This window comes from Bradyrhizobium liaoningense, assembly GCF_018130785.1.
In the GTDB taxonomy this organism is placed as follows: Bacteria; Pseudomonadota; Alphaproteobacteria; order Rhizobiales; family Xanthobacteraceae; genus Bradyrhizobium; species Bradyrhizobium liaoningense_A.
Genome location: NZ_JAFCJT010000019.1, coordinates 35,656 through 49,691 on the forward strand (window position 1 = coordinate 35,656; position 14,036 = coordinate 49,691).

Genomic DNA, 14,036 nt, shown 5'->3' on the forward strand with positions numbered 1-14,036 from the left:
TGACCTTGCTGAGCATCCGAAACCTCTCAAAGACCTTCTCCTCGGCCGGCGAGCCGGTCCATGTGCTGCGCGGGGTCGACCTCGACCTCAAGGCCGGCGAGCGCGTCGCGCTGACCGGCGAATCCGGCAGCGGCAAGAGCACGCTGTTGCATCTGATCGCAGGCCTGGATGCCGCCGACGATGGCTCGATCCGGCTGGAAGATATCGAGGTCACTGAGCTCTCCGACGCGGGGCGCGCAGGTTTGCGGCGCGACCGGATCGGCCTCGTTTTCCAGCAGTTCAACCTGATCCCGAGCCTGTCGGTCGCGGACAATCTCGCCTTCCAGGCCCGGATCGCCGGCCGGCATGATGCGTCCTGGACCACGGAGCTGGTCGAACGGCTCGGGCTCAGCGGCCTGCTCAAGCGATATCCAGAGCAATTATCAGGCGGCCAGCAGCAGCGGGTCGCGATCGGCCGGGCGCTGGCGACAAAGCCCTCACTGCTGCTCGCGGACGAGCCGACCGGCAATCTCGACGAGGATACCGCCGAGGACGTGCTGGCGCTGACGCGCGATCTCGTCTCGCGGACCGGCTGCGGCTTCCTGATGGTGACGCACAGCCTGCATCTGGCCGGCACGCTCGACCGCCACGTCACCCTGCATGCGGGGCGGATCGCATGAGGCGCGCGCTGTGGGTCCTCGCGGTGCTCCTGAGCCATTGGCGACGGCACAAGATGCAGTTCGCCACGCTCCTGATCGGCCTGATCGCGGCGACGGCATTGTGGAGCGGCGTGCAGGCGATCAACCAGCAGGCCCGCAATGCCTATGATCGCGCAGCGGCGACCTTCGGCGGCGTGCGCACGGCCATGCTGGTCGCTCCGAACGCCGCAACCTTCCCACAAGAGCTGTTCGTCAAGCTCCGCCGCGCGGGCTGGCCGGTTTCGCCCGTGCTGGAAGGACGCGTTCAGGTCAACGGGCGCTCGGTGCGCCTGCTCGGCATCGAGCCGGTGACAATGCCGACCGATGTCGGCAACGCGCCGCGCCTCGGTGCCTCGGATTTGAGCAGTTTCGTTGCGCCGCCCGGTCAGACGCTGGTGGCGCGGGAAACGCTGACCGACTTGCAGGAGCAGGAAGGCACAGCACCCCCGATCAGCAGCGGCGCAAAGCTGCCGCCGCTACGCGTGCTGCCGCAGCTGGTGCCCGACGTGCTTGTCGTGGATATCGGCGTGGCGCAGCGGCTGCTGAACAAGCCGGAGCAGGTCTCGCGACTGCTGATCGGCAAGCCCAAGGGCAAGCCGGCGCCGCTTCAAAGTGTCGTCGGTGAGCAGTTGCAGCGAGTCGAGCCGAACGCGGAGACGGAGCTGGAACGCCTTACCGACAGCTTTCATCTCAACCTCACCGCCTTTGGCCTGCTGTCGTTCTTCGTCGGCCTCTTCATCGTCAATTCCGCCGTCGGCCTCGCCTTCGAGCAGCGGTTGCCGATGCTGCGCACCTTGCGGGCCTGCGGTGCCTCGGCGCGGCTGGTCAACACGGTGCTGGTGGTCGAGCTGGTGGCGCTGGCGCTGGTCGCAGGATTGATCGGGCTGGTCTGCGGCTATTTCATCGCGGCTGCGCTGTTGCCCGACGTCGCGGCGTCGCTGCGGGGGCTGTACGGCGCGCAGATCCCGGGACAACTCACACTGCGTTCGGAGTGGTGGCTCGCCGGTATCGGCATCAGCATTGCGGGTGCGCTGGTCGCTGCGGCCACCAGCCTGATCAAAGCAATCAGGATGCCGGTGCTGGCAACGGCGCAGCCCCGCGCCTGGCAGCAACGGCAGCGGCGCTGGCTGGTCCTGCAAAGCCTGGCGGCCTGCGCTGTGTTCGCAGTAGCTCTCTTGCTCCTACACTACGGACAATCCTTGATCGCGGGCTTTGGCGTGCTGGCGGCGCTGATGTTCGGCGCGGCATTGATCCTGCCGGCCTTCCTCGAAATCATCCTCCTGGTGGGCCAGCGCTGGGCGCGGAAACCGCTCGCGCTGTGGTTCTGGGCTGACAGCCGGCAACAGCTCTCGGGGCTCTCGCTGGCGCTGATGGCGCTGCTGCTCGCGCTGGCCGTCAATGTCGGGGTGTCCACCATGGTGGAAACCTTCAGCCGCACCTTCATCGGCTGGCTCAACGGGCGGCTTGCCGCCGACGTCTACATCAGCGCCTCCGACAATTCGCAAGGCGTTGCGATCCGGAGCTGGCTGAAGGAGCGCAACGACGTGCAGGCGATCCTGTCGGGCGGACGCGCCGAGGCGCAGGTGCAGGGACAGCCGGTGGAATTGCTCGGCCTGCCCGATCACGCGCTCTATCGCGAGCGCTGGCCGCTGCTGGAGACCGCGCCGCGCGCCTGGACCCAGCTCGTGCCGGGCAATGCCGCCTTCATCAGCGAGCAGCTGAGCCGCCGCCTCAACGTCCGCGTCGGCGACGTCGTCGATGTGCCGGCGCCCGGCGGAAGCTGGGAGCTCGACATCGTGGGCATCTATGCCGATTACGGCAATCCCAAGGGACAGCTCGCCGTCAACGTCGCGGCGCTGATCCGGCACTTTCCGCAGACGCCGCAGACGCGGATCGGCCTCATCGTCGCGAAGGAGAATATTCCCGGCCTGATCGCGGCCTTGCAGAAGCAGTTTGCCCTCGACGACCGCAGCGTCGCGGATCAGGCAACAGTGAAGGCGGAATCGATCCGGATCTTCAACCGCACCTTTGCGGTGACGTCGGCGCTGAATGCGTTCACGCTCGGCGTCGCCGGCATTGCGCTGCTGACAAGCCTTTTGACGCTCGCGAATTCCCGCCTGCCGCAGCTCGCGCCGCTCTGGGCGATCGGCATCACCCGGCCGCGCCTTGCCGCGATCGAACTGACCAAGACGCTGTCGGTCGCGCTGTTCACAGCGCTGCTGGCCGTGCCGCTCGGATTGCTGGTGGCGTGGTGCCTGATCGCGATCGTCAACGTGAAGGCATTCGGCTGGCGGCTGCCGTTCCACGTGTTTCCGCTGCAATTGGTGGAGCTGGTCGCGGTCGCGCTGATCGCTTCGCTGCTTGCCGCGTTGCTGCCGATGATACGGCTGGCGCGGATGCAGCCGGCCAGCCTCGTCAAGGTGTTCGCCAATGAGCGCTGACAAGATTTCGCGGCGCGCGTTCGCCGGCGGCATCGTCGCCCTCGCGGCGGCCCGCCGCGCTGGCGCGCAAGGCTATGCCGGGCTCGGCGAGACCGCCAACGGCTTTGCGAAGGTGACCCCGGGAAAGCTGTTCAGCTTCCCGGCCGATCACGGCCCGCATCCGGAGTTCCGCATCGAATGGTGGTATCTCACGGCGAACCTCGTCGACAGCAGCGGCGCGGCGTGCGGCCTGCAATGGACGTTGTTCCGCCAGGCGGCGCAGCCGGGGCCGCAAGGCGAAGGCTGGGCCAATCAGCAGATCTGGATGGCCCATGCGGCGGCGACGCGCGCCGACACCCATCGCTTCAACGAGGTGTTTTCGCGCGGCGGCATCGGGCAGGCCGGCGTCACAGCAAAGCCGTTTGCTGCCTGGATCGACGATTGGGAAATGAAGGGGTCCGAGCGCACCGACGATCGCTCCTTGGCGCCGGTGACGCTGAAGGCCTCGGGCACCGATTTCAGCTACGCGCTGACGCTTGAAGCCGATCGTCACCTGGTGCTGCAGGGCGATCACGGCTACAGCCGCAAGTCGGAGCGTGGCCAGGCGTCGTATTATTACAGCCAGCCGTTCTACCGCGCGCGCGGCACGCTCGTCATCGACGACAAGCCGGTCGGCGTCTCAGGCCAGGCCTGGATGGATCGCGAATGGAGCAGCCAGCCGCTCGATGCCGACCAGACCGGCTGGGACTGGCTGTCGCTGCATCTCGCGTCCGGCGACAAGCTGATGCTGTACCGACTGCGCCAGAAGGACGGCAAGGATTATCCGTTCGGCAACTGGATCACCGCCGCCGGCGACACGCAGATGATCGCGGGTGGCGACATCCAGATGACTCCGAAGGCGACGGCGGAAGTCGCGGGCCGCAAGCTGCCGGTGGAATGGCAGATCGCGATCCCCTCGCGATCGTTCTCGATCTCCTGCAAGCCGCTCAATCCCAGGGCCTGGATGGGGACCGGCTTCTCCTATTGGGAGGGGCCGATCAGCTTTGCCGGCACGCATGACGGCGTTGGCTATCTCGAGCTGACCGGGTATTGAAGCGCGACCTGTTTGAAGGAATCCCGCGATGTACGATTTCACCGCCCTCGTCACGCTGCTGGCGATTGCATTTTATCTTTTCGTCACCATCAACGTCTCGCGAGCGAGGTCGAGGACGGGCATCAAGGTGCCGGCGACGTCAGGTCATCCGGATTTCGAGCGCGCCTTCCGCATCCAGGCGAACACGCTGGAATGGATGCCGATTGTCCTGCCGTCGCTCTGGCTGTTCGCGATCTATATCGGCGACGCCATCGCAGCCGGCATCGGCGCGGTCTGGATCATCGGCCGCATCGTCTATTTCATCGGCTATTCGAAGGCGGCGGCAAAGCGCGGCCCGGGGTTTGCTATCCAGGCGCTCGCGGCGCTTACGCTATGGGCGGGGGCGCTGGGCGCGGTGGCGTTGCGGCTGGTGAAGTGAAGCGCGGCAACACGCCCGCTCGTGTCCCGGTTCTGCGGTGCACCGCTAAGAAGCGCTGCACCGCGTCCGGAACACGAGAGGTTCACTTCGTCAGCGGGCAGCCGCTTTCCTTGGCGGTGAAGAAAGCCTTTTCACCGGGGACTACGGCGAGCTGCTTGTAATAGTCCCACGGCTTCTTCGATTCCGACGGTTTCTTTACCTCGAACAGATACATGTCATGGACCATGCGGCCGTTCTCGAGCACCTTGCCGCCTTGCGCGAAGTCGTCGTCGACCGGCAGCTCCTTCAGCTTCTTGGCGACCGCGTCGGGATCCTTGGTGCCGGCGGCCTTGACCGCCTTGAGATAGCTCAGCGTCGCCGAATAGGTGCCGGCCTGGATCATGTTGGGCATCCGGCCGGTGCGCTTGAGGAAGCGTTCGCCGAGATTGCGCGTGCGGTCGTTGACGTCCCAGTAATAGCCTTCGGTCAGCACCAGGCCCTGCGCGGCCTGCAGGCCGAGACCATGCACTTCGGCGAGCGTCATCAAGAGGCCTGCGAGCTTCTGGCCGCCGGCGACGATGCCGAATTCGGAGGCCTGCTTGATCGAGTTGGTGGTGTCGAGGCCGGCATTGGCGAGGCCCACGATCTTCGCCTTCGAGCTCTGCGCCTGCAGCAGGAAGGAGGAGAAGTCCGAGGAGTTGAGCGGCACCCGCACCGAGCCGACCACCTTGCCGCCATTGGCGGTGACGATCTCGCTGGTGTCCTTCTCCAGCGCATAGCCGAAAGCGTAATCCGCGGTGAGGAAGAACCAGGTGTTGCCGCCAGCCTTGGTCAGCGCACCGCCGGTGCCGACGCCGAGCGCGCGGGTGTCATAGGCCCAGTGGAAGCCATAGGGCTGACAGGCATCGCCGGTCAGGCGCGATGTCGCGGCGCCCACCACGATGTCGATCTTCTTCTTTTCCTTTGAGAGCTCGTGGATCGCGAGCGCGACCGAGGAGGTCGTCAGCTCCGTGATCATATCGACGTTCTCGACGTCGTACCAGCGACGCGCGATCGAGGTGGCGAGATCCGGCTTGTTCTGGTGGTCGGCGGTGACGAGCTCGACCTTCTGACCCAGCACCTCGCCGCCAAAATCCTCGATCGCCATCTTGGCCGCTTCGACCGACCATTTGCCGCCGTAATCGGCGTAGACGCCGGACTGGTCATTAAGGATGCCGATCTTGACGCCTTGCGCGAAGGCCGGCGCAGCCAGCAACATAGCAGACGTTGCGACAGCGGCCAAAAGTGCTGATTTCATATGTTGGCTCCCAGCAGTTTTCTGTTCTGAAATCGCGCGGATACTAGTGAAGAACCCCGCGCCTGCCCATCCATTTCATGTTGGTCGTTAGTATGGAGGATGGTGCGACAAAAACGATGTCGTCCCGGTGCCCGCGAAGCGCGAGCCCGGGACCCATAACCACCGGGAGACGTTTGGCGACGACTCGTGGTTACCAGCTTCGCCCCGCAACTTCTCCCCGGGGTTATGAGTCCCCGCGCCCCGTGCGCAATTGCGCACGAGGCGGGGACGACAGCGGAGAGTGTCTTGCGATCGTGGCCCCCTGACTTACGTCAGGCCGCCACCTCCGGCTTCTTCCCCTCGTTCCGCCCTTCGGCGAGGTTCCGCACCACCACATAGAAGATCGGGGTGAACAGCAGGCCGAACAGGGTGACGCCGATCATGCCGAAGAACACGGCGACGCCGACCGCCTGCCGCATCTCCGAGCCGGAGCCGGACGATATCACCAGCGGCAGCACGCCGAGGATGAAGGCGAAGGAGGTCATCAGGATCGGCCGCAGGCGCAGGCGGCAGGCGTCGATCACGGCCTCCAGCCGCGGCTTGCCTTCCTTCTCGATGTCGCGCGCGAACTCGACGATCAGGATCGCGTTCTTGGCAGCTAACCCCACCAGAACGACGAAGCCGATCTGGGTGAGGATGTTGACGTCCTGCCCCATGATGCGCACGCCGATGGTGGCCGCCAACAGGCACATCGGCACGATCAGGATCACCGCGAATGGAAGCGTCCAGCTGCCATATTGCGCGGCGAGCACGAGATAGACGAACAGCACGCAGATCGGGAACACGAGCAGGCCGGCATTGCCGCCGGTGATCTGCTGGTAGGAGAGGTCAGTCCATTCGAAGGTGAAGCCGCTCGGCAAGGTATCGTCCGCCAGCTTCTTGATGGTGTTGAGCGCGGTGGTCGAACTGACGCCCGGCGCCGGTTCGCCCTGGAGCTCGGATGCCGCATAGAGATTGTAGCGCGCGACGCGGTCGGGGCCGGAAACGTCCTTGAACTCGACCACGCTGCCGAGCATCACCATGTCGCCGGAGGCGTTACGCGTGCGCAACCGCGAGAGGTCGCTGGGTTCTTTCCGGAACGGGAAGTCGGCCTGCGCGGTGACGTGATAGGTGCGGCCGAATAGGTTGAAGTCGTTGACGTAGGTCGATCCGAAGTAGGTCTGGATCGTGTCGTTGATGCCAGCGATGGGCACACCGAGCTTCTGCGCCTTGGTGCGGTCGATGTCGACGAAGAGCTGCGGTGTGTTGGCCGTGAACGGGGAGAACACCGTGGGGCCGAGCAGCAACGGCGATTTGCGCGCCGCGGCGACAAGCTCGTCGGTGGCTGCGGCGAGCAGCTCGGGCCCGCGGCCCTGGCGGTCCTGGATGCGGATGGTGAAGCCGCCGCCGGTGCCGATGCCGGGCACGGCCGGCGGCGGAATGACGATGATGAACGCGCCCTGGAGCGCGGCGAGCCGCTTGCGCAGTTCGGCCGTGATGGCGTTCGCCGTCAGCCCCTTCTTCAACCGCGCTTCGGGCTCGTCGAACACCGGAAACAGCGCCGCTGCGTTGCCCTGCTGCGTGCGCGTGGCCCCCGAGAATCCGGCGAAGACGGCAACACGGATGATGCCCGGGGTATCCAGCGCAATCCGCTCGATCTCGCGCACGATCTCAGTGGTGCGCGCGAGCGACGCCGCGCCGGGCAATTGCACGGAGACGATGACGTAGCCGCGATCCTGCGCGGGGATGAAGCCCTGCGGCGTGGTCCCGATCAGCCAGCCGGCGCTGCCGATCAGCACGACGTAGATCAGCAGCATCGCGACGGAATGACGGATCACGAAATTGGCAAGGCCCGCATAGCCATGCGAGAGCCGGTCGAACACGCGGTTGAAGACGCCGGTGAAGGCACCCCAGGCCCGCGCGATGACGTTCCAGGCCGCCGGCGGTCGCTTCTCCTCGTGCGGCGTGAGGATCAGCGAGGCCAGCGCCGGCGACAGCGTCAGCGAGCAGAAGCAGGAGATCGCGGTCGCAACCGCGATGGTGACGGCGAATTGCTGGAAGAACTGCCCGGAAATGCCGCCGAGGAATGCCGTCGGCACAAACACGGCGCAGAGCACCAGCGCAATCGAGACCAGCGCGCCGCCGACCTCCTCCATGGTTTTGAGTGCCGCATCGCGCCGGCTGAGGCCACGTTCGAGGTGCCGCTCGACATTCTCGACCACCACGATGGCGTCGTCGACGACGATACCGACGGCGAGCACGAGCCCGAACAGCGTGAGATTGTTAATGGAGAAGCCGAGCGCCGCCATCACCGCAAAGGTGCCGACCAGCGAGACCGGGATGGCGATGATCGGGATGATCGCCGGCCGCCAGCCCTGCAGGAACACCAACACGACGACGACCACCAGCAGCATGGCCTCGTAGATGGTCTTGATCAGCTCATGGACGGACTGCGCGATGAACTCGGTCGGATTGTAGCCGATATTGTAGTCGAGGCCCTTCGGAAAACTCTCCTTCAGCTTGGCCATGGTGTCGGAGATGCTTTTCGCGGTCGCCAGCGCGTTCGACCCGGGCCGCTGGGTCACCAGCATGCCGACCGCCGATTTGCGCAACAGGAAGCTGTTGGTGGAGTAGGAGAGCGCACCGAGCTCGATGCGGGCAACATCGCGCAGGCGCACGGTTCGGCCGTCCGAGCCGGCCTTGATCAGGATATCCTCGAACTGTCTCTGGTCCTTCAGCCGTCCGGTGAAGACGAGGTTCGGCTGGAAGGCGCGATCGGTGATCGGCGGCTCGGCGACCTGGCCGCCTGCGATCTGGATGTTCTGCGCGCGGATCGCGGCGATGACCTCGGTCGAGGTCAGGCCGAGATTGGCGATACGGTCGGGGTCGAGCCACAACCTCATCGAATAGTCGCGTGCGCCGAAGATCTGGATGTCGCCGACGCCGTCGAGCCGCAGCAGCTGGTCGCGGACCTGGAGCAGCGCGTAATTGGAGATGTAGAGCTGGTCGAACGTGTCGTCGGGCGACAGCATGAACACGACCATGAGGATGTCGGGCGAGTTCTTGCGCGTGGTGACGCCGTTGCGCTGGACTTCCTCGGGGAGCCGAGGCTGCGCGATCGCGACGCGGTTCTGCACCAGCACCTGGGCCTTGTCGAGGTCGGTGCCGAGCTTGAAGGTGACGGTGATGGTGAGCTGGCCGTTCGAGGTCGCCTGGCTGTAGAGATACAGCATGTCCTCGACGCCGTTGATCTCCTGCTCGATGGGAGCTGCGACCGTGTCGGACACGGTCTGGGCGGAGGCGCCGGGGTACTGCGTGGTGACGACCACGGTGGGCGGCACCACTTGCGGATATTCGGACACCGGCAGCGTGGTGTAGGCGAGCGCGCCGATGATCAGCAGCACGATCGACAGCACCATCGCCAGGATGGGCTGGTTGATGGAGAGACGGCCAAGATTCATGACTTGCCACCGGCCGGGGCTTGAGCCGTCTGCGGGGCGACCTTGGCGCCGACGCGGGCGCGCTGGATGCCGTTGACGATGACGCGGTCCTCGGCCTTCAGCCCGTCGCGGATTACGCGCAGGCCTTCATCGAGCGGACCGAGCACCACGGGACGCGCCTCGACGGTGTCGTCCGGCTTGACCACGAACACGATCTTGCGGGACTGGTCGGTCGCGACAGCGACATCGGGAATCAGCAGCGCCTCATAGGGCGCGCTGCCGATCAGGCGGACACGGCCGAACTGGCCTGGCAGGATCGAGAGATCGGTGTTCTTGATCACGGCGCGGCTGCGCAGCGTGCCGGTGGAGACATCGAGGCGGTTGTCGAGGAAGTTGATGGTGCCCTCATGCGACGGCTTGGTCTCGCCGGCGAGCGTCACCTGCACCGGGTTCGCGGTGTCGCGCGAGCTCGGGCGGCGGCCTTCGAACCACAGCTTGCTGTATTTGATGAAGGTCGCCTCATCCATGTCGAAATAGACGTAGATCGGGTCGAGCGCGACGATCGAGGTCAGCAATGTCGAGGTGCCGGTATCGCTGCCCTGCACGAGATTACCGGGGCTGACGAGATGGCGACTGACCCGGCCGGTGAGCGGCGCGGTGACATGGGTGAACTCGATATTGAGCCGGGCGGCCTTCAGCGCACCTGCGGCCTGCGTCTCCGCGGCATGCGCCGCCTGCAGGGCCTGCCGGCGCTGGTCGACGGCCTGCTCGGAGACGGCGCTGGTCTGGACCAGGTTCAGGCCACGGTCGAGCTCGCGCTTGGCAAGCTCCACCTTGGCACGCGCGTCGGACAACTGGCCGTCCGCCTGCTCGGCCACCGCCTCGAACGGGCGCGGGTCGATGACGTAGAGCAGGTCGCCCTGACGCACGATCGCGCCGTCCTGGAATTCGACGGAGTTGACGAAGCCGCCGACACGGGGGCGCACCTGCACCTCCTCGACCGCCTCGAAGCGGCCGGTGAACTCGTCCCAATCAGTGACAGTGCGCTTGACAGGTTGGGCGACGGTCACCGGCGCGGGCGGTGGCGCCGACGCTTGCGAGGCGGGCTGCCCGCAACCGGCGAGCGCGAAGGCCGCTACGAGGAGGCCGGCAATTGCATAAGGCATTACGCAGGGCCCGGGCTGGACGAAATCGTGCCTTTTGACAAACTGCTCGCTTCCGTCCGGTTCAGTCATCCCAGGTCCTCGCATAAGAGCCGCCGAAAAACGCAGGGTACGCCTCTACCCGCGGGCGCCACAAGATGATTGGCAATGATGAACTCTTCAAGACCAATGCACGCGCAATGCTTCGAAGAATGCCCTGGCCGGATGGCGGGTTGACAGGAAGCGAGATGATGACAAGCGGCGGCTGATGCGCGTCGGCGTAACGTCAGCAATCAAGACGCGACGTTCGCCCCCCTGGAGCGGGAGGGTCGGCTCACATGGAGCGCAAGCGAAATGTGAGACGGGGTGGGGTGATGGTCTCTCCGCGTTGAGCAGCGCCCGTGTGGATAGATCACCCCACCCCGCTCGCGCTGCGCGCGATCGACCCTCCCCCTCCAGGGCCCCTCCAGGGGAGGGTGGGAGCGTGGCCAGCGTCTTCACACATGACGGATACCGTCCGCTCGGCTAGATTACTCCCAGAAAAAACAGAGCCGAATTGTCCTGGGAGGACAGGCGTGCACCAGGGACGTGTCGTTTACGGCGCGATCGAGGAGGTCGTGTTCGGCCATCCCGCGGCCGAGGCCGTCGTTGCGCAGATGGACCGGCTGGGGACGCGCCGCGCCTTCCTGATGGTGTCCGGCACGCTGAACCGGCAGACTGACGAAATCGAAAAGATCAAGCAGGCCGTGGGCGCGCGCTGCGCGGGGCTGTTCGACGCCATGCCGGCGCATACGCCGCGCGAGGCGGTGATCGCCGCCACCAACGCGGCGCGCGACGCAGGCGCGGACCTGATCGTCACCGTGGGCGGCGGTTCGATCACCGACGGCGCCAAGGCGGTGCAGCTCTGCCTTGCCAACGGCATCGACGATATCGAGGGCATCGAGCGCATCCGCGTCCACAAGGGCGTCGCACCCGAGATGACCGCTCCTTCCGTGCGCCAGATCAGCGTGCCGACCACGATCGCCGGCGGCGAGTTCAGCGCGATCGCCGGCGTCACCGACCGCGGCACGCATGTGAAGCAGATGCTGCGGCATCCGCTGACGGTGCCGCGTGCGACCATCCTCGATCCCGCCATCACCGTGCACACGCCGGAATGGCTGTTTCTCTCCACCGGCATCCGCGCCGTCGACCATTGCGTCGAGGCGATCTGCTCGCGCGAGACGCACCCTTATGCCGACGCGCAGTCGGTGAAGGGCCTCGCCATGCTCGCCGACGCGCTGCCGCGGGTGAAGGCCGACCCTGCCGACCTCGACGCCCGCATGGATGCGCAGATCGGCACCTGGCTGTCGATGGGCGCGCTCGCGGCCGGCGTGCCGATGGGCGCGAGCCACGGTATCGGCTATGTGCTGGGTGCGGCCTTCGACGTGCCGCACGGCTACACCTCCTGCATCATGCTGCCGGCGGTGATGCGCTGGAACGCGCGCGACAACGCCGAGCGCCAGATGATCGTCGCCGCTGCGATGGGTTTTGCCGGCCACAACGCCGCCGACGTGCTCGATGCCTTCATCCGCTCGCTCGGCATGCCCCGCAGCCTCGCCGACGTCCGAGTCTCGCCTGAGCATTTCGACGCCATCGCCGAGCAGGCGATGCGCACGAACTGGATCCCGCGCAACCCGCGCAAGATCGACGGCCCCGCCGACATTCGCGAAATCCTGCTTCTCGCCGCATAATTTCAAGCCGGAGGACTGATGTATCCAGGTCAGCATGCCCGTCTACGCCCGCTCCAGCCCGCCTTCATCATGGCTGCGACCGGCGAGGCCGTCACCTATCGCGAGCTCGATGCGCGCAGCAACCGCCTGGCGCATCTGTTCCGCAAGCGCGGCCTGAGGCGGCTCGACCACTACTCGATCTTCATGGAGAACAATTCGCGCTACCTCGAAGCCTGCGGTGCGGGCGAGCGCTCCGGGCTGTACTACACCTGCATCAACTCGTTCCTGACGCCGGGCGAACTCGCTTATCTCCTCGTCAACAGCCAGTCGAAAATCCTGATCACGTCCGTTGCAAAACTCGACATCGCCCGCGAGGCGATCAAAGCCTGCCCGGACATCAAGCTCTGCATCGTCGCCGACGGTCCCGGCGAGAGCGATCGCATCGTCGGCCTTGCCGAGGCGACGGCCGACCTGCCCAAGGCTCCGATCGCCGATGAATGGCTCGGCACCGCCATGCTCTATTCCTCGGGCACGACCGGACGCCCGAAGGGCATCCTGCGCCCGCTGCCTGAGGAGCCGCCAAAACACAATCTGCCGCTGTTCGATTTCCTGACAAAGCTTTGGCACTACCGCGAGGGCATGGTCTATCTGTCGCCGGCACCGCTCTATCATTCGGCGCCGCAGGCGGCCGTAAACCTCACGATCCGCATGGGCGGCACCGTGATCATCATGGAGACGTTCGATCCCGAGCGTTATCTCGAGCTCGTCCAGCAATGGGGTATCACCCACACCCAGCTGGTGCCGACGATGTTCTCGCGCATGCTGAAGCTGCCGGAGGGGGTGCGCGACCGCTACGATCTGTCGTCGCTGGAGATCGCGATCCACGCCGCCGCGCCCTGCCCGGCGCTGGTCAAGGACGACATGATAGAATGGTGGGGACCGATCATCCACGAATATTACGGCGCGACCGAAGGCCTCGGTTTCACCGCCTGCAACAGCGCGGAATGGCTTAGCCATCGCGGCACCGTCGGCAAGGTGCTGCTCGGCGACCTCCATATCCTCGACGAGAACATGAAGGCGTGCCCGACCGGCACGCCGGGCCAGGTCTGGTTCAAGACCGCATCGCCGTTCGAATATTTCAACGACCCCGAGAAAACCAGGGAGGCACGCTCGGCAGACGGCAGCATGAGCACGGTCGGCGACGTCGGCTATGTCGACCAAGATCGTTTCCTCTATTTGACCGACCGCGCAACCTTCATGATCATCTCCGGCGGAGTGAACATCTATCCGCAGGAATGCGAGAATCTGCTGATCACCCATCCGAAGGTCGCCGATGCCGCGGTGTTCGGCGTGCCCAATCCCGATCTCGGCGAAGAGGTGAAGGCGGTGGTGCAGCCGATGCCGGGCGTCGTGCCGGGCGAGGGGCTCGCCGAAGAACTGATCGCCTTCTGCGGCCAATCGCTGTCGCGGCAGAAGGTGCCGCGCTCGGTCGATTTCGAGAAGGAACTGCCGCGGCTGCCGACGGGCAAGCTGTACAAGCGGCTGCTGCGGGACCGCTATTGGGGTAACAAGACGTCGCGGATCGTGTGAGCCGCACTGTCGTCCCGGGGCGCGACGAAGTCGCGAGCCCGGGACGACAGCGGAGCTCGTCGATCGACTGCGCGCAACATCCGCACAGGAACCATCCGTTCGCACCTGCACTCTCACACGATGAGAGCGTGAAGCCCCCCGCGACCTTCCGTCATCCGAATTGTCGAGAGCGCAAGCGGCCTTGCCGGTTGCCTCGCTGTGCTCGCGTCGCTATCGTCCTGACAAACAGGCCACAAAAGGCCCAAAAAACTAA

At 65.6% G+C, this 14,036-nt stretch carries 9 protein-coding genes; 6 read left to right on the plus strand and 3 right to left on the minus strand.

Translation table 11 applies throughout. From position 1 onward, the window contains the following. Positions 1-5: 5 nt before the first annotated feature. The 4 genes from JQ627_RS28760 to JQ627_RS28775 are packed head-to-tail and all read left to right on the plus strand — an operon-like array spanning position 6 to position 4,608. Positions 6-659, plus strand: coding sequence for an ABC transporter ATP-binding protein (locus JQ627_RS28760; protein WP_212487751.1), 654 nt, complete (start codon positions 6-8; stop codon positions 657-659). Then, a complete protein-coding gene (locus JQ627_RS28765; RefSeq protein WP_212487752.1) occupies positions 656-3,118 on the plus strand; it encodes an FtsX-like permease family protein in 2,463 nt (820 codons plus the stop codon). Before JQ627_RS28760 ends, JQ627_RS28765 begins: the two co-directional genes overlap by 4 nt. Continuing rightward, positions 3,108-4,190: a lipocalin-like domain-containing protein gene (locus JQ627_RS28770; RefSeq protein WP_212487753.1), complete on the plus strand. Its 1,083-nt coding sequence runs from the start codon at positions 3,108-3,110 to the stop codon at positions 4,188-4,190. The genes JQ627_RS28765 and JQ627_RS28770 overlap by 11 nt, the downstream gene beginning before the upstream one ends. A 28-nt stretch (positions 4,191-4,218) precedes the next feature. After that, positions 4,219-4,608, plus strand: coding sequence for an MAPEG family protein (locus JQ627_RS28775; RefSeq protein ID WP_212487754.1), 390 nt, complete (start codon positions 4,219-4,221; stop codon positions 4,606-4,608). An 82-nt stretch (positions 4,609-4,690) separates the two neighbouring features. Here JQ627_RS28775 and JQ627_RS28780 read toward each other — a convergent pair whose 3' ends face one another. The 3 genes from JQ627_RS28780 to JQ627_RS28790 all read right to left on the minus strand — a co-directional run bounded on the left by JQ627_RS28780 (position 4,691) and on the right by JQ627_RS28790 (position 10,577). After that, entirely contained in the window at positions 4,691-5,884 is a 1,194-nt protein-coding gene (locus JQ627_RS28780) for an ABC transporter substrate-binding protein (protein WP_212487755.1), read from the minus strand. 311 nt (positions 5,885-6,195) lie between these two features. Continuing rightward, positions 6,196-9,363 (minus strand): efflux RND transporter permease subunit, encoded by a 3,168-nt coding sequence (locus JQ627_RS28785; protein WP_212487756.1) that lies wholly within the window; start codon positions 9,361-9,363, stop codon positions 6,196-6,198. After that, positions 9,360-10,577 (minus strand): efflux RND transporter periplasmic adaptor subunit, encoded by a 1,218-nt coding sequence (locus JQ627_RS28790; protein ID WP_212487757.1) that lies wholly within the window; start codon positions 10,575-10,577, stop codon positions 9,360-9,362. Before JQ627_RS28790 ends, JQ627_RS28785 begins: the two co-directional genes overlap by 4 nt. 482 nt (positions 10,578-11,059) lie before the next feature. On the opposite strand from JQ627_RS28790, the gene JQ627_RS28795 reads away from it, so the two are divergent. Both JQ627_RS28795 and JQ627_RS28800 read left to right on the plus strand, forming a co-directional pair. After that, entirely contained in the window at positions 11,060-12,214 is a 1,155-nt protein-coding gene (locus JQ627_RS28795) for an iron-containing alcohol dehydrogenase (protein WP_212487758.1), read from the plus strand. 18 nt (positions 12,215-12,232) lie between these two features. Continuing rightward, positions 12,233-13,783: an AMP-binding protein gene (locus JQ627_RS28800; RefSeq protein ID WP_212487759.1), complete on the plus strand. Its 1,551-nt coding sequence runs from the start codon at positions 12,233-12,235 to the stop codon at positions 13,781-13,783. The last annotated feature ends 253 nt before the right edge of the window (positions 13,784-14,036 follow it).

What these genes read in the sequence shown, in the direction of transcription:
- JQ627_RS28765 (WP_212487752.1), top strand. Translation starts at nt 656, where the DNA reads ATGAGGCGCGCGCTGTGGGTCCTCGCGGTGCTCCTGAGCCATTGGCGA.
- JQ627_RS28770 (WP_212487753.1), top strand. Translation starts at nt 3,108, where the DNA reads ATGAGCGCTGACAAGATTTCGCGGCGCGCGTTCGCCGGCGGCATCGTC.
- JQ627_RS28775 (WP_212487754.1), top strand. Translation starts at nt 4,219, where the DNA reads ATGTACGATTTCACCGCCCTCGTCACGCTGCTGGCGATTGCATTTTAT.
- JQ627_RS28780 (WP_212487755.1), bottom strand. Translation starts at nt 5,884, where the DNA reads ATGAAATCAGCACTTTTGGCCGCTGTCGCAACGTCTGCTATGTTGCTG.
- JQ627_RS28785 (WP_212487756.1), bottom strand. Translation starts at nt 9,363, where the DNA reads ATGAATCTTGGCCGTCTCTCCATCAACCAGCCCATCCTGGCGATGGTG.
- JQ627_RS28790 (WP_212487757.1), bottom strand. Translation starts at nt 10,577, where the DNA reads ATGACTGAACCGGACGGAAGCGAGCAGTTTGTCAAAAGGCACGATTTC.
- JQ627_RS28800 (WP_212487759.1), top strand. Translation starts at nt 12,233, where the DNA reads ATGTATCCAGGTCAGCATGCCCGTCTACGCCCGCTCCAGCCCGCCTTC.